The 23,974-nt window shown below is 72.2% G+C and carries 18 protein-coding genes; 7 read left to right on the plus strand and 11 right to left on the minus strand.

The genetic code is table 11. The annotated features are described in order from the left end of the window. Window positions 1–53 precede the first annotated feature (53 nt). The 3 genes from ABT369_RS01830 to ABT369_RS01840 are packed head-to-tail and all read right to left on the minus strand — an operon-like array spanning window position 54 to window position 4,544. Window positions 54–3,083: a helix-turn-helix transcriptional regulator gene (locus ABT369_RS01830; RefSeq protein ID WP_350609583.1), complete on the minus strand. Its 3,030-nt coding sequence runs from the start codon at window positions 3,081–3,083 to the stop codon at window positions 54–56. Further along, entirely contained in the window at window positions 2,980–4,185 is a 1,206-nt protein-coding gene (locus ABT369_RS01835; RefSeq protein WP_350609876.1) for an RNA polymerase sigma factor, read from the minus strand. Before ABT369_RS01835 ends, ABT369_RS01830 begins: the two co-directional genes overlap by 104 nt. Beyond that, complete coding sequence (locus ABT369_RS01840; protein WP_350609585.1) at window positions 4,173–4,544, minus strand: YciI family protein; 372 nt, start codon at window positions 4,542–4,544, stop codon at window positions 4,173–4,175. The genes ABT369_RS01835 and ABT369_RS01840 overlap by 13 nt, the downstream gene beginning before the upstream one ends. 87 nt (window positions 4,545–4,631) lie before the next feature. On the opposite strand from ABT369_RS01840, the gene ABT369_RS01845 reads away from it, so the two are divergent. Further along, entirely contained in the window at window positions 4,632–5,060 is a 429-nt protein-coding gene (locus ABT369_RS01845) for a nuclear transport factor 2 family protein (RefSeq protein ID WP_350609587.1), read from the plus strand. A 6-nt stretch (window positions 5,061–5,066) separates the two neighbouring features. On the opposite strand, the gene ABT369_RS01850 is transcribed toward ABT369_RS01845, so the two are convergent. The 5 genes from ABT369_RS01850 to ABT369_RS01870 all read right to left on the minus strand — a co-directional run bounded on the left by ABT369_RS01850 (window position 5,067) and on the right by ABT369_RS01870 (window position 9,394). Continuing rightward, window positions 5,067–5,771, minus strand: a complete 705-nt coding sequence (locus ABT369_RS01850; protein ID WP_350609589.1) for an SIMPL domain-containing protein — start codon at window positions 5,769–5,771, stop codon at window positions 5,067–5,069. Window positions 5,772–5,871: 100 nt separating this feature from the next. Further along, window positions 5,872–6,261 carry a hypothetical protein gene (locus ABT369_RS01855; RefSeq protein ID WP_350609591.1) on the minus strand — a complete coding sequence of 130 codons (390 nt, stop codon included), beginning with the start codon at window positions 6,259–6,261 and terminating at the stop codon, window positions 5,872–5,874. A 301-nt stretch (window positions 6,262–6,562) separates the two neighbouring features. Beyond that, complete coding sequence (locus ABT369_RS01860; protein ID WP_350609593.1) at window positions 6,563–8,428, minus strand: M48 family metalloprotease; 1,866 nt, start codon at window positions 8,426–8,428, stop codon at window positions 6,563–6,565. A 28-nt stretch (window positions 8,429–8,456) separates the two neighbouring features. Then, entirely contained in the window at window positions 8,457–9,215 is a 759-nt protein-coding gene (locus ABT369_RS01865) for a hypothetical protein (RefSeq protein WP_350609595.1), read from the minus strand. Next, window positions 9,212–9,394: a hypothetical protein gene (locus ABT369_RS01870; RefSeq protein WP_350609597.1), complete on the minus strand. Its 183-nt coding sequence runs from the start codon at window positions 9,392–9,394 to the stop codon at window positions 9,212–9,214. The genes ABT369_RS01865 and ABT369_RS01870 overlap by 4 nt, the downstream gene beginning before the upstream one ends. 108 nt (window positions 9,395–9,502) lie before the next feature. On the opposite strand from ABT369_RS01870, the gene ABT369_RS01875 reads away from it, so the two are divergent. The 6 genes from ABT369_RS01875 to ABT369_RS01900 all read left to right on the plus strand — a co-directional run bounded on the left by ABT369_RS01875 (window position 9,503) and on the right by ABT369_RS01900 (window position 20,885). Next, on the plus strand, window positions 9,503–13,021 hold the full coding sequence (locus ABT369_RS01875; RefSeq protein WP_350609599.1) for a CHAT domain-containing protein: 3,519 nt from the start codon (window positions 9,503–9,505) through the stop codon (window positions 13,019–13,021). A 130-nt stretch (window positions 13,022–13,151) separates the two neighbouring features. Then, on the plus strand, window positions 13,152–14,762 hold the full coding sequence (locus tag ABT369_RS01880) for a ricin-type beta-trefoil lectin domain protein (RefSeq protein ID WP_350609601.1): 1,611 nt from the start codon (window positions 13,152–13,154) through the stop codon (window positions 14,760–14,762). Window positions 14,763–14,782: 20 nt separating this feature from the next. Continuing rightward, entirely contained in the window at window positions 14,783–16,507 is a 1,725-nt protein-coding gene (locus tag ABT369_RS01885) for a carbohydrate-binding protein (RefSeq protein ID WP_350609603.1), read from the plus strand. Window positions 16,508–16,659: 152 nt separating this feature from the next. Beyond that, window positions 16,660–19,872, plus strand: coding sequence for a GH92 family glycosyl hydrolase (locus tag ABT369_RS01890; protein WP_350609605.1), 3,213 nt, complete (start codon window positions 16,660–16,662; stop codon window positions 19,870–19,872). An 86-nt stretch (window positions 19,873–19,958) separates the two neighbouring features. Then, complete coding sequence (locus tag ABT369_RS01895; protein ID WP_350609607.1) at window positions 19,959–20,351, plus strand: hypothetical protein; 393 nt, start codon at window positions 19,959–19,961, stop codon at window positions 20,349–20,351. A 36-nt stretch (window positions 20,352–20,387) separates the two neighbouring features. Then, window positions 20,388–20,885 (plus strand): phosphoribosyltransferase, encoded by a 498-nt coding sequence (locus tag ABT369_RS01900; protein WP_350609609.1) that lies wholly within the window; start codon window positions 20,388–20,390, stop codon window positions 20,883–20,885. Here the strand turns inward: ABT369_RS01900 and ABT369_RS01905 are convergent. The 3 genes from ABT369_RS01905 to ABT369_RS01915 are packed head-to-tail and all read right to left on the minus strand — an operon-like array spanning window position 20,795 to window position 23,926. Next, window positions 20,795–22,114: an MFS transporter gene (locus tag ABT369_RS01905; RefSeq protein ID WP_350609611.1), complete on the minus strand. Its 1,320-nt coding sequence runs from the start codon at window positions 22,112–22,114 to the stop codon at window positions 20,795–20,797. The two genes, ABT369_RS01900 and ABT369_RS01905, sit on opposite strands and share 91 nt — an antisense overlap. 13 nt (window positions 22,115–22,127) lie before the next feature. Continuing rightward, window positions 22,128–23,093 carry an anti-sigma factor RsbA family regulatory protein gene (locus tag ABT369_RS01910; protein ID WP_350609613.1) on the minus strand — a complete coding sequence of 322 codons (966 nt, stop codon included), beginning with the start codon at window positions 23,091–23,093 and terminating at the stop codon, window positions 22,128–22,130. Next, a complete protein-coding gene (locus ABT369_RS01915; protein WP_350609615.1) occupies window positions 23,090–23,926 on the minus strand; it encodes an MEDS domain-containing protein in 837 nt (278 codons plus the stop codon). The genes ABT369_RS01910 and ABT369_RS01915 overlap by 4 nt, the downstream gene beginning before the upstream one ends. Between the last annotated feature and the right edge of the window lie 48 nt (window positions 23,927–23,974).

Genomic DNA, 23,974 nt, shown 5'->3' on the forward strand with positions numbered 1-23,974 from the left:
GACCGGTGCGAATGAGCACGACGGTAGGCGGCCGGTCGCGGCGTTCGATTACGTCAATTGACTGGTCTCGCCAGTGCGTCGCGCAACGCCGCCCGCGACGTGATGCCGAGCTTCGGAAAGATCTGGTACAGGTGCGTGCCGACGGTCCGCGGCGAGAGGAACAGCTTCTCGCCGATCTGCTTGTTCGTCAGCCCGGCGGCGGCGAGCTCGGCGATCTGCCGTTGCTGAGGTGTCAGCGCGTCCGGCCCAGCGGCCGGCAGGCCGCCGATGGTCTGGCCGGTCGCGCGCAGTTCCGCCGAGGCGCGCGTCACCCACGGGCGGGCCCCGAGCCTGTCGAAGGTCTCCAGCGCGGCCGCAAGGTGTTCGCGGGCCGCGCTGTTGGCCTTGACCCGGCGCAGCCGTTCGCCGTAGGCGAGCAGGATCCGGGCGCGTTCGAAGGGCCAGCGCCGGCCGCCGCTGACGGCAAGAGCGGAGTCGAACAGCGCCGGCGCCTCGTCGTCCGGCGCGACGAGCGCGCTTGCCGCATCGACGGTCATGGCCAGCCGCGGGGACATCGCGGCGACACCGCAGGCGCGGGCCGCGGCCACATGAGCCCGGGCCTCGGCGATGCGGCCGGTGCGCATCGCTGCCTCGACGACATCCATGATCACCCATAGGCTGTGCGGGACGTGCGACGCCAGCCGCCCGATGGGGGCGATCGCGACGGCGTGCTGGTATGCCCGCTCGTAGTCGGCGCGGCCCAGTGTGTCCAGCAACTTCGCCTGCCCGGCGATCCGCAGGACGAGACCGGCCCGCCGCGGCGTGGCCCAGATCGTCATCCGATCGGTCAGCTGCCGCACCTGGTCGTAGTCGCCCTCCGCGGCGGCCAGCATCGCCAGCAGGTACAGGCCGATGCATTCCAGGAGCCGATAGTCGTGGGTGCGGCACAGCTCGACGTGTTCCTCGGCGATGCGCCGCGTCTGCTCCCACTCGCCGGTCATCAACTGGTCAAGTCCGAGCAAGGAACGGGCGTGCAGCGTCAGGGCGACCCCCGGGCCGCGGTCGTCGCCGAGGATCGCGGTCAGCGCCGTACGGCACGGTGTCAGCCGGTCCAGGAACATCGCGGCCAGACCGACCCGGATGCTCCATACCGCGTCGGCCTGCGTGCTCAGACCGGCGACCGCGGTGTCGAGCCGGTCGAGCAGTGGCGCCGCCGTGCGGGCTGGGTCGTCGAACGTGCCGGCCAGCAGGACGAGCAGCTCGGGCACCGCCGGCGACAGCCTGGCCAGCGCGGCGTGAAACGGCTCCCACAGCTGCGGTTGTCCCCCGAAGTAGCACACCCAGCCGAGCGTGTAGAGGGCCTCGACCATCGTGGGGTTGCCCCCGTCGTACGGCAGCGGCTGCATCTCGATGGCGCCGGACAGCAGCCGATGCGCGGTGTCGATGTCTCCCTCCCCGCTGAGCAGCAGATGATGCGCCGCGGCGACCGCGGAAGCCAGCGATTGCTCACCCGGGCCCGGCCGGGCATCTGCCAGCAGCCTCGGCACCTGGCGGAGGTCACCGGTGACGACGGCACCGAAGTAGGCCGCTTCGGCGAGCCGGCGACTGCGGTCGGCGCCGGCCGGGCTCAGGTCGGCGGCGCGTAGCAGGGTGGTGACCGCGCCGGCGGCGTCGCCACGGCTGCGTATCGTGTACGCGGCATCCTCGAGCCGGTGGGCCACCGTCTCGTCCGGCCCGGTGGTTGCCTGAGCCAGGTGCCATGCGGCCCGTTCCGGCCGGTCGGCCATTCCGGCGGCCAGCTCGGCGTGTGCCCGCATGCGCTCGCCGACCGTGGACCCTTCAACCACGGCCGACCTGGTCAGCGGATGGTGGAATGCCAGGCGGCCGGCGCGTTCGTCGACGTGGACCAGGCCCGCCCGCTCGGCGGCGGCCAGCGCCGCCAGGTCCGGTTCTCCGGTGACGATGCTGCTCAGCCGGCCACCACCGTCCAGCGCCGCGAGCAGGAGCAGGCGTCGGGCCGGCGCGGGCAGGCCGCTGATCCGTGATTCGAACGCCGCTTGGAGGCGACGGTTGAGCGGAAGTACGTCCGGCAGCGATCCGAGACCGGACTGCTGGCGGTCGGTGAGCGCCAGCGGCAGCTCCAGCAATGCCAGCGGATTGCCCTGCGCCTCGGCGAGCAGGCGCGTCCGTACGCGGGGAACCAGGGCCGGAAAGCGCTGCGTGACCAGCACCGCTGCCGCCTCGTCGTCCAGCGGCCCGATCTCGTGCTCCGGCAGGCCGGCCCGGTCGAAGAAGGTCTCCTGCCCGTACCGATAGGCGGCCAGCAGCCCGGCCCGGCGCGGCAGCCGGCGAGCCACGATCGCCAGCACCATGGCGCTCGCGTGATCGAGCCACTGCAGGTCATCAATGATCAGCAGGACAGGGCCTGCCGTGGCCGCGCGTTGCAACAGTTCGAGGGCCGCGTTGGCGATCATCAGCAGGCTCGGCGGAGCACCTTCGCGGATGCCCAGGGCAACCTGCAGCGCCCGCCGGTGGGCCCCGCCCAGCCGGCCGGGATCATCGGCCATGGGGTGCAGCAGCTGGTGCAGGCAGGAGAAGCTGTGCTCGGCCTCGAACGGGGTACCCGACGCTGCCAGAACCCGCATCCGGCCCGCTGCGGCGTCATCGGCGGCGGCCCGCAACAAGGCCGTCTTCCCGACGCCCGGCTCGCCAACCAGCAGCAAAGGGCCACCGGAACCCGCTGCTGCGTCGAGGAACGCACGCAGTACCGCGATCTCGTCGTCGCGCCCGACGAGATCCACACCACCAGCAGACGTATAGAGCACGTGGACCGCCGAGGAATCGCACCCCGAACCCGTGAACCTGTCCCGGTCCGCTTCCGATCCGCCGGGCGGCCGGGGCTCGGCAGGAAGCCGGCTCGGACGTTCCGGCGGCACCGGGTGTTGACCCGCAGGATCACCATAGGAGGTTCGCCCGTAGAGGGCGAGGATTGGACGCCGTTCATGGCAGGCGTGCGGCCCGCGACTCCAGGTAGCGCTGCTCGGGCCGGCTGAGCGTGAGCCGCGCCGCCAGCCGGTACTGTTCCTGCGCCGCGGCCCGGTCACCGGCCAGCTCCAGCAGGTGGGCTCGCACCGCGGCGGTGCGGTGGTGCCGGGCCAGCAGCGGATCCTCCGCGGCCCGGTCGAGCGCGGCGAGCCCGGCCCGCGGACCGTCGACCATGGCCCGCGCCACGACGCGGTTGAGGGTGACCATCGGGCTGGGGGCGAGCGCGGACAGCATCCCGTACAGGGCGAGGATCTGCGGCCAGTCGGTGTCCTCGGCGCGCGCCGCCTCGTCGTGCACCGCCGCGATCGCGGCCTGGAGCTGCAACGGGCCGATCGGCGCGCATCGCAGCGCGTGGGTGATGAGCGCGGTGCCCTCGGCGATCGCGGCCGCGTCCCAGCGGCTGCGGTCCTGCTCGGTGAGCGGGACCAGGTTGCCGTCCGGAAGGGTTCGCGCGGGCCGGCGCGCGTCGGTGAGCAGCATCAACGCGAGCAGCCCGGCCACCTCTCCGTCGCCCGGCAGCAGCCGGTGCAGCTGCCGGGTGAGCCGGATCGCCTCCCCGGACAGCTCCACCCGGTTCAGGGCATCGCCGGAGCTGGCCGTGTACCCCTCGTTGAAGATCAGGTAGAGCACGTGGCGGACCGCGGTGAGACGCTCGCCGAGCGCGTCCGGCGCGGGCATCTCGAACTGTGTGCCGGTGTCGCGGATGCGCTGCTTGGCCCGGCTGATCCGCTGGCCGACGGTGGCCTCGGGCAGCAGCAGGGCCCGGGCGATCTCCGCGGTGCTCAGCCCGCCGACCGCGCGCAGGGTGAGCGTGACCTGCGCCGGCACGGTGAGCGCGGGATGGCAGCAGAGCAGCAGCAACGCCAGCTCGTCGTCTCCGCGGACCTGCGGCGTGGGCTCGTACCGGACCGTCTCCTCGCGCCGCCGCCGGGCCGTCTCGTTGCGCAGCAGTTCCACCCGCCGGCGGCCCGCGACGGTGATCAGCCAGTGCAGCGGCTGCTGCGGGACTCCGGTCCGCGGCCACTGCACGGCGGCCGCGATCAGCGCCTCCTGTACCGCATCCTCACAGGCTTCGAAGTCGCCGTAGCGGCGCACCACCGCGACCAGGACCCGCGGCGCGCACTCGCGCAGCAGGTCCGGCAGTGCGGTCACAGGTCCCAGGTGCTCATGTCGAGGACCGGGCGCACCTCGACCCGGGTGTACGCGGCGTCCGGCGCCTTCGCGGCCCAGGCGACCGCCTCGTCGAGGTCGGCGACGTCGATCAGGTAGAAGCCGGCCAGGTGCTCCTTGGACTCGGCGTACGGGCCGTCGCAGGTGATCGTCCGGCCGTCGCGCACCGAGACCTGGGTGGCCAGGGCCGGGTCGCCGAGTCCCTCGCTGACCACCAGCACCCCGGCCTCGCGCATCTCCTCGGTCAGCCGCAGGTGACCGAGGCCGAAGTCGGTGCGCTGCTGATCGGTCAGCGTCTCCCAGACCGCCAGGGACTGCGGGTTCGACTGGATCAGGATGACGTACTTCATCGTTGCTCTCCTTCGCTCCTGCCCGGATGTCGAAACCGGGGCCGCCGGTTTCGACATTTCGGCAACAAGTGAAAGGCAGGACCTGTCATGGATGAGATCCGACACGTCATCGAACGCAAAGCCGCGCTGCTGGAGACCGGTGACGCCAGGGCGATCATGGCGTACTACGCGTCCAGCTTCGTCGAGTACACCCTGGCCCCGCCGCTGCGCCAGCCCGGCGACGGCCGGGACCCGGCCCCGCTGGAGTCGTGGATGGCCACCTTCGAGGTGCCGCCGCGCCGCGAGGTCACGCGGCTGGAGATCACCGCGGACGGCGACGTGGCGTTCGCGACCAGCCTCGACCGCCTGTCCGCGGTGCCGCGCGGCTCGACCGAGGGCTTCAGCATGTGGTTCCGGGTGACCCTGGGGCTGCGCCGCATCGACGGGCGCTGGCTGGTGACGCACGAGCACGAATCGGTGCCGCTCGAGATGGACGGCTCGCTGCGCGCCTCGGTGGGGCTGATCCCGTCCGACTGAGCGTGCTCACACCGATGCCGGTTCGAGGGCCCATTCCACCGTGACGGTCGCGGTCAGCCGCTGCCGCCCCGGTTCGATCGGCATCGGTGCGCCCGCCCCTGCCCGGTAGTCCCGGCCACCCGGAATCACGTCGCCGGCCGGCACCTCGCTCAGCCTGATGACCCGGCCGAGGGGCCGGCCGGCCTCACGGGCATACAGTTCGGCCCTCGCCCGGGCATCGGCGAAGGCCTGCTTGCGGGCCTCGGTGAGCAGCGCCGTGTCGTCCTCGATGGCGTACCGCACCCCGTTCAGCCGCGCGGCGTCGCCGCCCGCCGCGATGGCCTCGGACATGACGGCCCCGGCCCGCGGCAGGTCCCGGATCGTCGCGGTGATCCCCTGACCGACGGTGTAGCCGGTGACGCCGCCGTCGTCGTTGCGCTGCGAACTGACCGTGACGTTCGACGTCTGGAGGTCGGCTCTGGTCAGCCCCGCGCGCACCAGCGCGTCCCGCATCCGGGTGGCCGCGGCGTTGGCGCGGTCGAGGGCTTCGTCGACCGCGGACGCACTGGTCTCGACCGCGAGGTCGGCGGTGAGCGTGTCGGGCTCGCCCGAGACTTCGCCGGTACCGGTGACCAGCACGCTGTCCACGGCCTGCTCGGCGAACGCCGGCCGCCCGCCGAACAGCGACGACGAGAGAACAACAAGGCTCGTCAGCGCGACGAGCACAGGCACGCTGACACGTGATCGGTACATTCTGCACCTTTGGGGTCGTATTGCCCCCTATTCAAGCGGACCGTGTGGTGCCGTGCCGGACGATCGGCGAAAACGGTGCTCAGCGCCGCCGGACGCGGACCAGGCGAGTGACCGTGACGGTGAGGACGGCCGCCCCGGCGAGGGCCACGCCCGTCCACCCGAGCGCGGCGAGCGCACCCGGAGGGCGAAATGCCTGGTCGGGGGCCCACGGGTACATGACCGCGGGGACGGTCACGCCCTCCTCGTCGACGCCGTCGATGGTCACCGGCCGCGGCGAACCACCACCGCCAGGGACGAAGTCCCCCCAGCACGTCGGACCGTGACGCGGCAGTCCGGTGCCACATTCCGTCGTGGCGACCCGGCCGCCGACGCCGACGCCGGGCACGAACGCGAGCAGCCACAGCACGCCGAGCCCCAGGAAGGCCACCCCGACGATGAGACCCGCCACGGTCGCGACGCGTTGACGCATGAATGCCACCATAGGCGCCGCGGCCGGCAGCCTGTTTTTTCGCGGCAGGCGCCCCCGGACCGGGACCACCGAATGATGACCACGACGGACCCGGCACGAAACCCACGGACCGCGCCCAATGCCCCTTGACCGCCCGCGGTCCGGACCACGCTGCTCCGTTGCGGGCGCGCCGGCGCCCGCGGACCATCGGCCGAGATCGAGGGTCCATCAAAGCTCAAGTCCAGCCGGGTGGCGTCACACACGACGACCGTGACCCGGGCCTACTCCGGTCGCCGCGGCGAGGACCTCGACGGCGTCGTGATCAGGACCTCTTTTCCGAGGTGACGGTCACGTACGGGTTCAGAGCGGCGGCGAGCAGCTCCCGGTCGTTCTTGTCCAGCGACTCCCCGGTCCAGGTTTCGGCCAGCTCCAGGACGTCGCCGCTGTGCATGGTCAGGCGCACCTTGATCGGCACGTTCTTGAGGATCTCGGCGGAGCGCACGTCCTCGTAGGCCACGAACCGGTGCTGCCGGGCCAGCTGCGCGACCGGCGCCGACTGCAGGATCTGCGCGAGCCGCTGCTTGCCGTTGTCGGTGGACTTCGGGCCCGGCACGAGCAGCAGGCCGTTGGTCAGCAGCAGCACGTCGAAGTGCAGCTTGCCGGGCGCGTTCATGTTCGCGATGCCGCCGAGGACCTCGGCCCCGTCCGCGGTGGCGACGGCCGAGAGCTGCCGGACCGCGGCCACGTCGACGCCGAACTCGGCCAGCCGCCGGCGGGCCTCGGCCATCGTCTCCGGGGCGGTGGCGAGCCGGGAGATCTCCATCGTCGGCACCTCGGTGCCGTCGGGGCGGGCGAAGGTGGCGCCGGTGGTCCACGAGTGCTTCCAGCGTCCCAGGCCCCCGGCGCGGGCGGCGAGCCCGATCGCGGAGTCGATCCGGTCGACGAGGATCTCGTGCTGCTCCCGCGGGCTGCCGTGCGGCTCGACGGCTCGGCCGAGGTCGGCCGCCCCGCCGCGCTCGAGGATGTGCAGCACCAGCGCGAGGTCGCCCTGCGGCGCGCCGCCCATCCGGGCCGCGGCGCGGAACAGCGTGTCGACGTCGCGCTGCGCGCGGGCCGCGATGGCCGCGTCGGTGAGCTCGTCCCACGGCAGCAGCGTCTTGTCCTCGATGTTCAGCGCGGCCTGCTGGAGCCGCTGGGCGAGCGTGGCCGGGTCGGCGAGCAGCACCGCGGCGGGGCGATCGTCCGTGGCGACCCCGGGGTCGGGCATGGCCTGCATGGCGGTGATGCGGTCGGCGATCGGCGGGTGGGAGTCCCAGCGCGACTTCTCCTCCGGCGGGGCGGAGTCGCGCAGCTTGGCCAGCTCGCCGGAGCGCCCCTGCAGCAGCTGGGCGAATCCGCCGAAGACGTCGCGGGGGGCGAGCTTGGCGTCCCAGCCGATGGTGACGTACCGCCCGACGAAGAAGTTCCACGCGGAGTCCACGACCGCGAGGTCGCGCATCGCGCTCACGGCGGCCGTCCGGCCCGCGATCCGCACGGAGAACTCGTCGGCCTCGTACTCCATGCGCCGGCTCACCGCCTGCTCGACGAGGATGTAGAGCCGCGCGTAGGTGCGGAACACGAACCCGGCGAGGCTGCTCGGCCCGACCTGCCTGATGGTCTGCACGATCGCCATCCGGCCCCGGTGGGCCAGGGCGCCGAGCTTGGTGTGGCTGCCGGAGTAGTGGCCCAGCTCGTGCGCGAGGACCGAGCGCAGCTGGGCGACGGTGAAGGCCTGCAGGAGCGGCAGGCCGACGTACATGATCCGGCGGCCCCCGGCCAGTCCGAGGAAGCGCGTCTGCTCGGCGACCGCGGCGTTGACCTCCGGGATGAGCCGGATCTCGTCGGGCGCCCGGGTGCCGACCTGGTGCGCGAGCTCGTGCGCGGTGTCCCAGAGCCCGCGGGCCTCGTGCGGCGCGAGTGCCAGCCCCTCGGGCTCGCCGGGCTTGGCGGTCAGGATCTTCCAGAACGCGACCACGAGCCCGGCCGCGACCGCGATGGTGAGGAACGCGAGCTTGCCGGCGGCCGCGCCGGGGTGCTCGGTCCACAGCCAGACGGTGGCCCAGCCGAGCCCGCCGATGAGCGCGACGGCCAGCAGGTAGAACCCGGCGAGCAGCACCACGGAGATGGCGGCCCGGATCGTTGTCTTCATCGCTTTGTCCCCCGTATGTGTGAGCGGCTCACATTATGCAGGCTGCCTTCGGGGTGGCGTCAGGCCCGATGGTTGCGGTACAGGTGCGGCCGGGTGCCGCGACGAGCACCTCGACCGCCGCGTAGCCGCCGGCCGGGACGGCGTCGAGGACGAGCGTGACCGGGCCGGCGCCGCGCGTCACGATGACCTGCCGGCCGAGCACGACCCTGGCCCCGGCGCTCGGCACCCCGGTCACCTCCGCCCGCACGGTCGCGCCGGCGGCGACCTCGTGCAGCTCCGCCCGCACGGCGACGCGGGTGTCGGCCCCGGTGCCGGTGACGGTCACCGACAGCTCGGGCCCGGCCGCGCGCGGCCCGCCGGCGAGGACGACGACGGCCGCGGCCCCGGCCAGGAGCAGCGCGAGCAGCAGCAGGGCGCCCGCGGCGACGGCGACGTAGGCCCGCTGGAACTGCCCGAGGTAGATGCGGCGGACCTCGGCCACGTCCTGCAGTGCGACGCCGAGCCTCGGCGGGCGCATCAGCAGCAGCCCGAGCGCCGTCACGACGGCCAGGACGGCGGCGCCGACGGCGGCGATCGCCAGGCCACGGCCCCAGCCGCCCTGGTCGTACCGGGTGCCGGCGACGAGCCCGGCCCCGGTGACGAGCGTGCCGACGAGGCTCACGGAGGTCACGACCTGCTTGGCCCGCTCGTCGATGCGGGCCAGCGACCTGGCCGGCGTCAGCTCCTCGGCCGCGGCCAGCCAGAGCCGGTCCCCGGCGCTGACGGGGGTGCTCCTGGCCGTGCTCACAGCCGTTTGCCGGTGCAGCCGACCTGGTGGGCCTCGGCCCCGCCCGGGCAGGTGACGATGACCCGGAAGTCCCGCCCGCCGAACGAGGCCGGCGTGCGCTCCTCGAGCGCCTCCCGCACCAGCGCGGTCAGGTCGGTGCCGTCGTCGGCGCATTGGTACTTGGCGGGCTGCAGCTTCACCGGGCCATGCTTCCGCGCCGCCGAGCCGGTACGCAACGGATGCTCGGTTGACGGCTTTGTCCGATTGGCGGTTGTCTCTGTCGCGCCGTGGTGTTCGAGTTGTTGCTCATGGTGGCCGTGGTTCTGCACCTGCAGCAGTCCGTCCTGCCCGACGGCCGGTACCGGGTCGCGGTCAGCGACGGCGTCGCCGAGGGCACGAGCGACTTCGCCTTCGAGATGACCGCCTCGGACCGCGAGGATCTGCGCTGGTACCTCGAGGACTACCTCGAGTACCCGCTGGACCCGGCCCCGACGATCGCGGCGCGGGTCGAGCAGCGGATGACCGAGCTCGGCACCGAGCTCTTCGAGAAGATCTTCGCCTCGCAGAACGCCCGCGAGGCGTGGGCCGGCATCCGCAACCGGCTCGGCCAGGTCCGCGTGGAGATCGCCGCCGATCTGGAGGGGGCCGCGACCCTGCCTTGGGAGCTGCTGCGCGATCCGAAGACGGGGCAGCATCTGGCGGTACAGGTGGAATCGTTCGTGCGGGTCCATCGCGGCGCCGCCGTGCGCCCGCGTCCGCCCGCCACCGCGGACCGCCTGCGCCTGCTGCTCGTGATCTGCCGCCCGGCCCGCGGCGCCGACGTCCCGTTCCGCTCGGTGGCCAGCCACCTGATCCGCCTGGGCGAGGGCGCCACCGACGTGCTGGACGTGCACGTGCTGCGCCCGCCGACCTTCGAGCAGCTGACCGCGGTCCTGGAGGCGGCCGACCGGGAGGGCCGCCCGTACCACGCGGTCCACTTCGACGGCCACGGCGCCTACGTCGACGCCGCCGAGCTGGCCGACGGCGCGGTCGGCGGCCTGAACAGCAACCGGTTCTCGACGCCCGGCGGCGCGCCCGCCGGCCCGCACGGCTACCTGCTCTTCGAGGACCCGGACCACCCGTCCAACCAGTCCCTCGTGGGCGGCTCGGCGCTCGGCGCCCTGCTGGCCCGCACCGGCGTCGGCGTGCTGCTGCTGAACGCGTGCCGGTCGGCGTACACCGAGGCCCCGGACGAGCCCCAGACCGGCGACGGCGACCCGCACGGGCGCGTGCGCGCCTACGGCTCCCTGGCCCTGGAGGTGGCGGAGCAGGGCGTGGGCGGCGTCGTGGCGATGCGCTACAACGTGTACGTGGTGACGGCCGCCCAGTTCGTCGCCGACGTGTACTCCGCCCTGCTGGCCGGCCGCCCGCTCGGCTCCGCGGTGACGGCGGGCCGCAAGCACCTGTGGGCCAGCCCCGGCCGCGTCATCACCGACGAGCCCCGCCCCCTGCAGGACTGGTCCGTGCCGGTCGTGTACGAGTCCTCGGCCCTGCCGGTCCTGACCGGCGCCCAGGGCACCGCCATCAGGGTGTCGCTGGAGCGTACGGCCGGCGCCGACGGCCTGCCGAGGCGCCCGGACGCGGGTTTCTTCGGCCGCGACGAGACCCTGCTGGCCCTCGACCGCGCCTTCGACCGCCACCGGATCGTCCTGCTGCACGGCTACGCGGGCAGCGGCAAGACCACGACGGCGGCCGAGTTCGCCCGGTGGTACGCCCAGACCGGCGGCCTCGGCGGCGGCCCGGTGGTCTTCTCGTCGCTGGAGCACTACAAGCCGCTGTCGTCGCTGCTCAGCGACTGGGGCATGGTGTTCGGCCCGCTGCTCGCGGCCAACGGCATCGAGTGGAACGCCATCAACGACGACGCCGTGCGCCGCGACCTGGCCCTGCAGGTCATGCGCCAGGTGCCGGCCCTGTGGATCTGGGACAACGTGGAGCCGGTGGCGGGCTTCCCGGCCGGCACGGAGTCGGCCTGGACCGCGCCGGAGCAGGTGGAGCTGGCCGACTTCCTGCGCGACCTGGCCGCGACGCGGGGCCGGGCCCTGCTGACGTCCCGCCGCGACGAGCGAGCCTGGCTGGGCGACACGCTGCCGCGCCGCGTCCGGCTGCCCGCGATGCCGATGCGGGAGATGATCCAGCTGACCAAGGCCCTGGCCGAGCGCCACGGCCACGACATCGCGGACGTCTCGGACTGGCGGCCGCTGCTGCGCTACACGGCCGGCAACCCGATGACGGTGACGATCGCCGTGAACCAGGCCCTGCGCGAGAACGTGACCGACCTGCGGGCCTTCGTGGAGCAACTCCGCGCGGGCGAGGCCGACCTGGAGGACGACGAGGCCGAGGGCCGCACCCACTCCCTGGCGGCGTCGCTGAACTACGGCTTCGCGAAGGCCTTCACGGAGGCGGAGCTGGAGCAGCTCAGCGCACTGCAGCACTTCCGCGACACCGTCTTCGCCGACGTCCTCGAGGCCATGGAGATTCCCGGGCTGACCCTGGAGTCCGCGGTCGCGCTGCTCGACCGGGCGGCCGATCTCGGCCTGCTCACCGCCCTCGGCCGGCGCTGTTACAGCATTCATCCGGCCCTGCCGTGGTTCCTTCGCCGGTTCGGCCGGGCGACCTCCACCGCCGCGTACGTCGGCGCCATGGGGTACTTCGGCCATGTGCTGCAGAACGGCGGCGGTGCCAGTGAATTCTGGCTGGCCCAGGTGCACGAGGGAAATCTGCTGCACGCTCGCGCGCTCGCCTGGGCGGAGGAGCGATGGCCCGACCTCATCGGCTGCATGCAAGGCCTTGATCTGCTGTATGACCGGACCGGCCGGCGACGGGAGTGGGCGCGGCTGGTCGTCGAGCTCACGGACGTGTTCGCGGACTCCGCGGGAAGAGCCCGGCCCGGTCTGGAGTCGGAGTGGATGGTGCACACCGGATATCGGGCGGCGCTGGCCGAGAGCGCCCGCGAGTTCGCGACGGCTACCCGTCTGCTGCAGTCCCAGCTCGACCTGATCGCACAGCGAAGCCGCGACGCCGTGGGCCGGCCCGACGCCGAGCACTCCGCGGCCGACCGGCACGCCCTGCGGGACCTCGCGGTCCTGGAGCTTCGCATCGGCCGCGTGCTGTTTCTGCAGCGCGACCCGGAATGTCGCGATCACTGCCTGCGCGCCCACGAACTGCTGACCCGCCTGCAACGGCGGGCCGACCAGACCAACGCCGCGGTCCTGCTCGGGACGACGTACATCGACATACCCGACGGCCGAGACCTGGATCGTGCCGAATTCTGGTTCCGCAGCGCCCTCGAACCCGGCGATGCGCAGGACGATCTGCACCGCGCGTCGGTGATCAGCCAGCTCGGCCGGCTCGCCATCGAACGGTTCAAGATCGCGCGAGCCGAGAACGCCGACGCGGCGACGCTCGCCACGCACCTCGAGGAGGCCGGACACTACTACCGGCAGGCGCTCGGCCTGCTGCCCCACCATGCCATCGAACTGCGCGACATCGTGCACACCCAGCTCGGCAACGTCTACTCCCACGCCGGCATGTACGCCGAGGCCATCCCGCATTATCAGCAGTCCATCCACTACGGCGAGGCGAGCGGCGACGCCTTCAGCGCCGGGCTGAGTCGCGAGAACGTCGCGATCGCCCTGGCCCGGGACGGCCGCATCGGCGACGCACTGCTGTATGCGCAGGCCGCTCGGCGAGACTTCCAGACGGTTGGAGCCGGTGCCGCCGACAACCTCGCGAAGGTCGAGAGCCTCATCGAACAGCTCGAGGAACTGGAGCGCGAGACGCGGGCTTGAGCCGCACGGCCGGCCGGCTCCGCGCGCAGGTATTACGCAAGGTCATCGGGCCGCGACGGGGCGCGTGGAACGTTCAGAAGTCTTTCGAAAACGCTACGGGAATTGTCGGGCGCGTTCGTAGCGTACCGGCATGGTACGACGCCTCCTCGTCGTCCTTCTGCTCATTGTGCCGCTGTCCGCAGCGGTACCGGCGGCCGCCACCGCCTCGACGTTTGCGCCGGGGAACGGACGGCTGTTGTTCGTGGGACAGTCCACGAAAACGGCGTGGGACGACTACACATCGTTCGGGGCCGCCCCCAGCGGCGGCTCGGTCTACTACGAGGTCAAGTCCGGCACCTGGGTGAACCAGGGCCACAAGGACTACGCGACCTTCCTGGCCCAGCAGGGCAGGATGATCCAGGTCGGCGTGTCCTGGAAGGACAACCCGCCCGGCTTCACCGGCGGCGACGAGCAGGCCAAGGCCGCCCGCTCCCGCCAGGTCACCGCGGAGCTCGCGGCCGGGCAGTACGCGGCGCAGTTCAACCAGCTCATCGCGTTCGTCAACCAGTACCCGAACGCGAAGTTCTTCCTGCGCCTCGACTACGAGGTGTCGAGCTTCTACCACTGCACCGACGCGTCGTGCGCGTCCTACAAGGGGGCGTTCGCGAAGATCCGTCAGCTCATCGACGGGGCGAAGCGCCAGGACAACGTCACGTACGTCTACCACCCGGTCCGCGGCGAGTACGAGGCCCTGTACCCGGGTGACGGGGTCGTGGACTGGGTCGGCGTGTCCGTGTTCGCGCACGAGCTGTGCCTGCCGATCTACGACAACGGCTACCTCTACAACGGCACCCCGCCGCAGAACTACGACACCGCCGCCCTGCAGTGCCGCAATGCCTACATCGGCACCGACAGCAACGGCAACCAGGCCGCCGTGTGGAAGAACTGGGACTACGACGGCAACGTGCTGAAGATGATGAAGTTCAGCAAGGACCACGCGAAGCCGATGATCGTGTCGGAGTCGGGGATGATGAACTTCACCGACAACGGTTCGGACACCTCCGGCCTCGAGGCCGACCGCGGCAACACGTGGGTCAAGCGCCTGTTCGGGCTCATGAGCTACAACGGGCCGATCCCGAACCTGCAGGGCTCCTACGACCTGAGCAACGTCATCAAGGCGGCCGTCTACATCGACCTCGACTTCCGCTACGGCTGGGACGGCGTCAACGACGGCAGCTTCGACTTCCCGGTGAACTCGACCTGGTTCGTCGACGGCCGGCTGTCGCAGTATCCGGCGGCGAAGGCGAGCTTCTGCCAGGGCCTCGTGGACCGCGCGTTCGTGACGACGTGTGCGAACAACCCGGTGACCGCCAACCGCATCATCGGCGTCGGCTCGAACCGCTGCGTGGACGTGGCCGGGGTGAGCACGGCCGACGGGGCGGCGGTGCAGCTCTGGGACTGCCTCGGCAACGCGGGGCAGACCTGGCGGCGCAACGGTGACGCGTGGGTCAACGGCCTGGGCAAGTGCCTCGACGTGACCGGCAACGGCACCGCCGACGGCGTGAAGGTCCAGCAGTGGACGTGCCTGGGCAACGGGGCGCAGCGCTGGATCACGCAGTCCAACGGCACCATGCTCAACCCCCAGTCCGGCAAGTGCCTGGACGCAACCGGTTGGGGAACGACGAACGGAACCCGCCTGGAGATCTGGACGTGCGGCACCGGTCCGCAGTCCAACCAAACCTGGCGTCTCGCCAACGCTTAAACGAAAGGCACACACCCTCCATGTCCCGTACGAGAGTGTTGCTCGGAGCCGGGCTGGCCGTAGCCGCCGCCCTCTCCGTGCCGATCCTCAACGCGCTCCCGGCCTCCGCCGTCGCCGGGCGCAACCTCCCCGCCAACGGCAAGGTGCTGTTCCTGGCCGGCCAGAACACCCCCGACCTGTCCGCCTACAAGACCGAGGTCCTCGACGCCGACGCGAGCTTCCCGCGGCCGGGCGGCGTCACGCTGTACACCAACATCACCCCCGGCGTGTGCAACGGCCTCTCCGGAACGTGCAACCTCAACGGCAACGTCACCGACTTCGGCCAGACTCTGTCGCAGTACCCGGGCGCGGCCGTCGCCGTCGGGCTCTACCTCGCCGACGGACCGGGCTGCAACAACCAGCCGTTGCGCGCCATCATCAACCGGCCGGACGCCGACATCGCCGGTGCGCCGGGCCAGCAGTACCGCCAGAACCTCGACAACCTCATCACGTACCTGAAGAACACCAACCGCTCCGTGTACCTGCGGGTCGGCTACGAGTTCGACGGCCCGTGGAACTGCTACAACACGGACTTCTACAAGCAGGCCTTCCGGGTCGTGAAGCAGCGCATCGACGCCCTCGGCGCCGCGAACGTGGCCACCGTCTGGCAGAGCGCCACCTACCCCAAGGACGGCGACCCGACCTACAAGTTCGACTTCAGCAACCCGAACCACCTCGCCGACTGGTACCCCGGCGACGACGTCGTGGACTGGATCGGCATGAGCACGTTCTACTGGGACGGCAACTTCCGCCAGTACCAGTGGGCCTGCGACACCCCGACGACCAGCAGCCCGAAGTCGCTCTACGACCGGTCGCTGGCCTTCGCCCGCTCGCACAACAAGCCGGCCATGATCTCGGAGGCGACGCCGCAGGCGTACCGCACCGCGAACCTCGACGCGTCGTGCACGAACGTCAACAACCGGGTCTCCCTGGGCGGCGACTGGACGAAGATCGGAAGCTGGTTCGACCAGTACTTCGCCTACGTCAACGCCAACACCGACGTGCTGCGCGCGGCCGCCTACATCAACAGCAACTGGGAGGCGATCACGCAGTTCGCCTGCCCGCCCGGCGCGACCGCGGGCTCGCCGAACTGCACCGACGGGTACTGGGGCAACAGCCGCATCCAGGACAACGCCAACATCAAGGCGAACTTCAAGCGCGAGCTGCAGAACTCGATCTTCGTCAACGGCACCCTGGCCGGCCGCGGCGCCAACTGGGGCGGCGGCACGACCCAGCCCACCACGGGCGGTCCGACCGGGGGGACGACGAGCACCCCGCCGACCAACCCGGGTAACCGCAACGCCTACGCCACGATCGAGGCGGAGTCGTACAACAGCCAGAGCGGCACCCAGATCGTGACCACCGCGACCGCGAGCGGCGGCAAGGAGGTCGGCTACACCAGCAACAACGACTGGATGAAGTACGACGGCGTCAACTTCGGCGGCCGCAACCCGAACATGGTGACGTTCCGGTACTCCTCCGGCCGCCCCGCAAGCCAGGCCTTCACGCTGGAGTTCCACGCGGGCTCGGCGACCGGCCCGGTCATCGCGGCGCCCGGCCTGCTGGGCACCGGCAGCTGGACGACGTACAAGGAGATCTCCTTCAACGTCAGCAACCTGCCCGCCGGCACGACCTCGATCACCGCGGTGACGAAGGTCGGCGACTCGGCCGACGTCCTGGATCTCGACTGGTTCAAGTTCGTCTGATCGGCGGTGTGACCAGGGCCGGCACCGAACCACGGTGCCGGCCCGGCACGGGTAATTGTTAAGTATTGACAGATCTCCCTGGGATGGGAGAACCTTCACGAGCGTCGATTCGGCGGTCGGCGGCCCCTCGCCGGTGCATCGATCGGAGCGACGTGAGAAGGCTGCTCTGCAACGTCCTGGCCGCGGCATGCGCCGCCGCCGTCACCGTGACCGCCCTCGGCGCGCCCGCCCGGGCCGCCGTACCCGCCGACCTCACTGGTCTCGTGAACCCGCTGATCGGGACGCAGAAGGAGGGCAACACGTTCCCCGGTGCGGCGCTGCCGTTCGGGATGGTGCAGGTGAGCCCCGACACCGGGTGGGGGACCGGCTACAACTACGACCACACGAAGGTCTGGGGCTTCTCCCAGACGCACCTGTCCGGCGTCGGCTGCCCCGTCGCCGGTGAGGTGCCGCTCATGCCGACCGTGGGCGCGGTGAACAGCAACGACCCGAACACCTACGGGCAGGGGCTCAACCACGGCCAGGAGCAGGCGACGCCGGGCTACTACCGGCTCGGGCTGCCCAGCGGGGTCACCGCGGAGCTGAGCGCGACGCTGCGCACGGGCTGGCAGCGGTACACGTTCCCGGCCGGCACCGAGTCCAACGTGCTGTTCAACACGGCCCAGGCGCGCGGCCAGACCCAGGGCGCGAGCAATTCGAGCGTGTCGATCGTGGGCAGCGACACCGTCGAGGGATCCGTGACCGTGGGCGGGTTCTGCAGTTCCTCGCCGGCCCACACGGTCTATTTCACCGCCCAGTTCTCGCGGCCGTTCGCGTCGTTCGGCACATGGTCGGGCTCCACGTTCACGGGCGGCTCCCGGGCCTCGTCGGGCAGCGGCGCCAAGGGCGGCTGGGTGCGCTTCGACACCAGCTCCGACCGCTCGGTCACGGTGAAGGTCGGGCTCTCCTACACCGGCCTGCCCGGCGCGCGGGCCAACCTGAGCGCGGAGACCTCCTCGGCGGGCTTCAACTTCGACACGGTACGGCAGGCCGCCCACGACACCTGGAACGCCAAGCTGCACAAGGCCGAGGTCGACGGCGGGACGACGGACCGGCAGGTGGCCTTCTACACCTCGCTGTACCACTCCCTGCTGCACCCGAACCTGGCCGGCGACGTCGACGGCAGCTACCGCGGCTTCGACAACGCCGTGCACACCGCGTCCGGCTACACGCCGTACCAGACGTTCTCGCTGTGGGACACCTACCGCGCCCAGAACCAGCTCGTGGCGCTGCTGGAGCCGCAGGTGGCCCGCGACTCGGCGCTGTCGCTGCTCGCCGTCGACCGCGAGCTCGGCTGGCTGCCCCGGTGGGCGCTGGACAACACCGAGACGAACACGATGACCGGCGACCCGGTCACCCCGTTCCTCGCCGACCTGTGGTCGCGCGGGCTGCTGTCCGGCTACGAGGAGCAGTTCTACACGGCGCTGCGCAAGAACGCGTTCGGCACCCCGCCCGCGGCGACCGGGCTCAACGGCCGCAACGGCAACCCGTACTACACCGCGCTCGGCTACGTCCCGACCGGCGTCACGTGCAACCCGACCAACTCCTTCGACCACGACTGCCAGTACCCGAGCTCGTCCACATTGGAGTACGCGGCGGCCGACTCGGCACTGTCCATCATGGCCCGGGCCCTCGGGCACACCGCCGACGCGGACGTGCTCGCCGCGCGGGGCCAGAACTACCGCAACCTCTTCGACCCGTCGATCGGGTTCTTCCGGCCGCGCAACGCCAACGGGGTGTTCGCGGGCACGTACTCGCCGACCGACGGCGCGCACACGTTCCACGAGGCCGGGGCGTACCAGTACCAGTGGCTCGTCCCGCAGGACCCCGACGGCCTCGTGGGCCTGCTCGGCGGCAAGGCGGCGGCGAACACGCGGCTCGACCAGTTCTTCGCCTACAACAGCCTGCTGAGCGACCCGTCCGGCACCGCGCACAACACCTGGGTCAACGGCGCCTACGACTACTACAGCTTCACGACCTACAACCCGAACAACGAGCCGGACCTCCTGGCGCCCTACACCTACCTGTGGACCGGCCAGCCGTACAAGACGGCGACGGTCCTGCGCGCCGCGTACACGCTGTTCGCCAACGGGCCCAACGGCGTCACCGGCAACGACGACCTCGGCACCATGTCGGCCTGGTACGTCTTCGCGTCGCTGGGCCTCTACCCGCTCATGAACGGCGCGAACTTCTACGGCGTCAGCACCCCGCAGTTCCCGTCGGCCAAGGTGACCGTGGGCACGCTCGGGTCTCAGCAGGGCGGCACGATCACCATCGCGGCGCCCGGCGTAACCGACGCCAACCGCTACATCGGCACCGCGACGCTCAACGGCACCGCGTTCACCCGCACCTGGCTGTCCCAGGCCGACATCGCCCACGGCGCGTCCCTCAACTACAGCGTCAGCGGTACCCCGGGTGCGTGGGGGACCGCCGCGGGCGACACGCCGCCGTCGGCGAACCACACCACCCCGCCGGCCGCCCAGCCGAACCTGGCCCAGGGCAAGGCCGCGACCGGCTCGGCCGCGTGCGCCACGACGGAGGGCCCGGACAAGGCCGTCAACGGCAGCGTGACCGGGGGCAACGCCGACAAGTTCTGCTCCGGCGGCGGCTCGGCCTGGCTGCAGGTCGACCTCGGCTCCGCGCAGACGCTGAACCGCTTCGTGGTCAAGCACGCGGGGGCGGGCGGCGAGCAGGCGGCGTACAACACCAAGGCCTTCACCATCCAGACGTCGACGGACGCCAGCACCTGGTCGACCCCGGTGACGGTCACGAACAACGCGGATCCCGTGACGACACACCAGATCCCGGCCACGACCGCGCGCTACGTCCGGCTCAACGTGACGACCCCGACCCAGACGTCGGACAATGCCACGCGCATCTACGAGCTCGAGGCCTACGGCCCGGCCCTGACCAACTGGGCCCTCAACCGCCCGGCGACCGGCTCGGCCGCGTGTGCGTCGGCCGAGGGCCCGGAGAAGGCGGTCAACGGCACGGTGAACGGTGGCAACGGCGACAAGTACTGCTCGGTGTCGGCGAACGCGACGCTGCAGGTCGACCTCGGCGCGACGCGGTCGATCAGCCGCTTCGAGGTGGCCCACGCCCAGGCCGGCGGCGAGTCGGCGGACTGGAACACGAAGGCCTTCACGATCGACGTGTCCACGGACGGCACGACGTGGACGAGGGCCGTGACGGTCACGAACAACACGGCCGCGAACACCGCGCACCCCGTGGCGGTGTCGGGCCGCTACGTCCGCCTGACGGTCGGCACGCCGACCCAGACCACGGACGCCGCGACGCGCATCTACGAGTTCCGCGCGCTCGGCTGAGCGACACGGGTGAGGAGCCGGGTGATTCGTCTGCTCACCCGGCTCGAACAGGATCGGCGAGGGCCGATGGGGCTTACGTTCCTTGCATGCCTCCGGCCCTCGTTCGCCCGTACGTCCGGGTCATCCCCATCGCCTATATCCCGCCCGCCCCGCCGCGGCGCTCGACGATCCCGCCGCGGCCCGCCCAACCCACGTATCACCCGCGCCACGTCAGCCCGGTCAACCTCAACCCACCGCAGCAGCCGCCCCGGCGACGACACGCCCGTCGCCGCCGGGCCCCGGCTCTGGCCTGGGGCGCGCTGCTGATCACGCTGACGGGCGGCGCGATCGCCCTCAAGGGCGGCGACGACCTGATGACCCAGGCCCAGGCCGCCGAGTCCTCCCGCCTGGAGACCGCGCTCGTGCCGGCGCCCCTGGACGTCGTCACCCTGGCGCCCGCCCCGCGGCACCCCGACGCTCCCACCCGGGCTCACCACTGATCCGCGGGTTCACCCGTGATCTGTATGCTCCGCCAGATGGAGCAGCAGGACCGTGAAGTGCTCGACTGGCCGACGTTCGGCCGGGCGGCCCGCGAGCTGGCGCAGGCCATCGCCGACGACGGCTTCCGCCCGGATCTGGTCCTGAGCGTGGCGAGAGGCGGCCTGCTGGTGGCCGGCGCGCTGAGCTACGCCCTGGACGTCAAGAGCATCCACATGCTCAACGTCCAGTACTACACCGGCGTCGACGAGCGCCTGGACGCCCCCATGATCCTCGATCCCCGGCCGGACCTCGCCGACCTGTCCGCGGCCCGGGTCCTGATCGCCGACGACGTGGCGGACACCGGCGCGACGCTGGAGGTCGTGCGCGACTTCTGCGCCGGCCGGGTCGCCGAGGTCCGCTGCGCCGTGCTGTACGAGAAGCCCGGCTCGACCGTGACCTGCGACTACGTGTGGCGGCACACCGAGCGCTGGATCAACTTCCCCTGGTCGAGCCTGCCCCCGGTGACCGACCCGGCGGCCCCGGTCACCGGCTGATCCGCCCCGGTGCTCGCCCCGGGCGGCGTCTCGCGGCGGCGGGCGGCCAGCAGGAACGGCAGCGCCACGAGCTGTAGCAGGCCCGCGAGGACGAACGAGTTCGGGTAGCCCCACACGTCCGCCGCGCGGCCGAGGGCCGGCTGGAGCGCGACCCCGCCGCTGGAGGCGACCAGCGAGTCGAACGACAGCACGGTGGCGCGCCGGTCGCTCGGGACGAGCCCGTTGAGGTACGCCTGCCGCGAGGGCAGCACGCCCGCGGTGACGAGGCTGTAGGCGGCGAGCAGGGCCAGCGCGAGGGGCACCCCGGTGACCATGCCGAACGCGACCAGGACCGCCGCGTTGAGCAGCGCCCCGGCGAGGAGCACCGACACGCGCCGCCGGAAGACCGAGCGGAACAGCGGCGACAGCAGCCCGCCGGCGGTCTGCGCGACGGCCTGCATCGCCGCCGCGACCCCGAGCAGGCCGTAGGCGCGGTCGTCGCCGTCGAGCTGCAGCAGGTACGGCTTCATCGTGAACGCGACGTAGTAGGACACGCCGGCCGCGGCCCAGGCGCCGAGCATCACCCAGCGGACGGCCGGGCGCCGCCAGCCGTACCGCAGCGACGCCGACACGACCGTGCGCATCCGCGCGAGCGGGCGCCCGCCCCGGCTCGGGGTGAAGCCGATGTCGTGCATGAGCCGCCAGGCCACGGCGGTGAGGGTGAGCAGGAGCGCGGCGCGCACGAGGAAGGGCACGCCGACGTTCGTGGCCTGGGCGATGAACGCGCCGCCGAGGGAGCCGGCGAGGGAGCCGAGGCCGTTGCAGACCTGGGCCTGGGCGAACACCGGCTCCAGCGCGCCGTCGTAGCCCAGGGACCGCAGCGCGTCGACCAGCCAGGCGTCGGTCGCGCCGGAGAAGAACGTGAACCCGAGCGCGAGCAGGACGGAGACCACCGCCCAGATCGCGACGCCCGCGTGCAGGCGCCAGGCGAGCCAGTACAGCAGCGTCGTGACGGTGAGCGTCCCGCCGCCGAGCAGGTAGGACGCGCGGCGGCCCCGGGTGTCGGCGACGGTGCCGGTCGGCATCTCGAAGAGGGCGAAGCCGAGCGTGAAGCAGGCGTTGGCGGCCAGGGCCTCGGTGTTGGACAGCCCGGCCTCGAACAGCAGCAGCGAGTTGACGCCCCAGATCGAGGAGACGGCGAGGGCGTTGAGCAGGACGAGCGTCAGGTAGGTGCGCCGGACCGGCCGCATCCGCGCCGCGCGGTCACGTCTCGGGCCGGCCGGCGACCAGGCGGACCGTGAACCGGCCGTGCTCCTGGCGCAGGTCGACGTAGGCGCAGGTCTGGTGCGCGATCCACAGGCCGAGGCCGCCGGTCGCCGAGCGGACCGGGCGCAGGCCGACGAGCGGGTCCCGCGGGCCCGGGCCGGCGTCGCTGACCTGCACCAGGATGCGCCGCTCGGCGGTCCACACCCGCACCTCGACCGGCGGGACGCCGTGCACGATCGCGTTCGTGACGACCTCGTTCGCGGCCAGCATCAGCCCGCGCACGTCGGCCTGGTCGACGCCGCCGTGCGCGCCCGCGGCGTCGACGGCGGCGCGGACCTCGGCCGGCATCGGGTCGACGAGCAGGAGCCGGGGCCGGGTGCGCTCCAGCGGGTCGCGCCAGGTCGAGGGGCGGCCGCGCAGGAAGTCCGCGGGGTCGGCGAAGTCCGGGTTCGGGTGGTGCCCGGCGGCGGTGGCGAGGAAGGGGTGCGTGCACCGCACCTGCTCGAGCGCGTCCGGCGGGGTGACGCGCATGTCGTACATGCACAGCCCCCACAGCGGGAAGTCGTCGTACGCGTGATTGCACGCCGCCTCGTAGCGGCCCCACCAGTCCCACGGCCCCGCGGCGCCCAGGTGCGGGATCTCCCCGGCGATGCGGATCTGGGCGGCCCCGGCGGCCACGTGCTCGGCGAGCAGCTCGCGGTACCGGCGGATCGCCGTGGCCGGCCGCGCGTAGTGCTCCTCGCCGGCCAGGTAGTCCACCGCCCCGCCGGTGCCATCGGTGCCATCAAGGCGGTCGCGCAGCAGGGCCTGGCGGCGGGGCCCGAACGCGGCCACCACCGGCTCGCCCGCGGCCAGGCCCTCCTCGACGAACGGCGTGACGATCGCGAGGAACTCCTCGTCGGAGTGGTAGAGGGCGGCCTCGTGGAAGAACCCGCGGTGCCCGGCCGGGGCGCCGGCCCTCACGCGTCGGCCTGCCGGACGAGATCGAGCAGCCCGGCCAGCCGCCGGCTCGCGCCGGCAAGCCGCACACCGGGCACCCGGCGGGCGGTGCGCACGAGCGCGGCGGCCGCGGCGACGTCGGCGAACTCCAGGCCGGACAGGTCGATGGTGAGCGGGTCGTCGCCGGGCAGGTCGTCGCGCAGACCGTCGAGGACGGCGGCGAGCGCGGCCCGGTTCGCGATGTCGGCCTCGCCGGTCAGCGCCAGGCCCCGGGGCTCGCTCGTGTGCCGCATCCGCAGCTGGGGCGGCTGGGGATCGCCGGGCTCGACGGTGCCGGGGTGGGTGGCGATGTACCGCCGCAGCCGCGCCGGCGTGAACGTGCCCCGGTCGTAGAGGCAGACCCCGCGGACGAAGCCGCCGGCGAAGATGCGGTTCACCTCGGCCTCGTACCAGGGCAGGCGATCGGTGCCGGGCACCGCGCCGGTGGCCCAGCTCATGTCGGCGATGACCCGCAGGCCCGGGTGGCCCTCGTCGCGGGCCCGGGCGATCACGCCGCGCCAGCCGGCCGCGGTCCGCTCGGCGTCGAAGCGCCCGGTGGCAAGGTAGCTCTCCGCGGCGCTGCCGATCATGAGCTGCCCCCGGGCGAGCGCGTCGGAGATCCGCGGGTCGTGGCCCGCGAACGCGGCGGCGAGCTCGCGCGGGTCGTCCTGGACGGTGCAGCAGATGACCTTGTCACCCTCGTCGAGGGCGCCGCGGACGAAGCTCTCCATGATCCCGGTGCGCACGTCGTCGCCGCTGAACGGGACGCAGACGTGGTCGCCGGCCTGCAGCCCGGCCAGGGTCGCGGTGCCCACCACGTCGTCACCTCACTCGCAGTGCTCGGATCATCACACGGTACCGTGGAA

It is taken from the genome of Dactylosporangium sp. NPDC000244, from assembly GCF_040300725.1.
In the GTDB taxonomy this organism is placed as follows: domain Bacteria; phylum Actinomycetota; class Actinomycetes; order Mycobacteriales; family Micromonosporaceae; genus Dactylosporangium.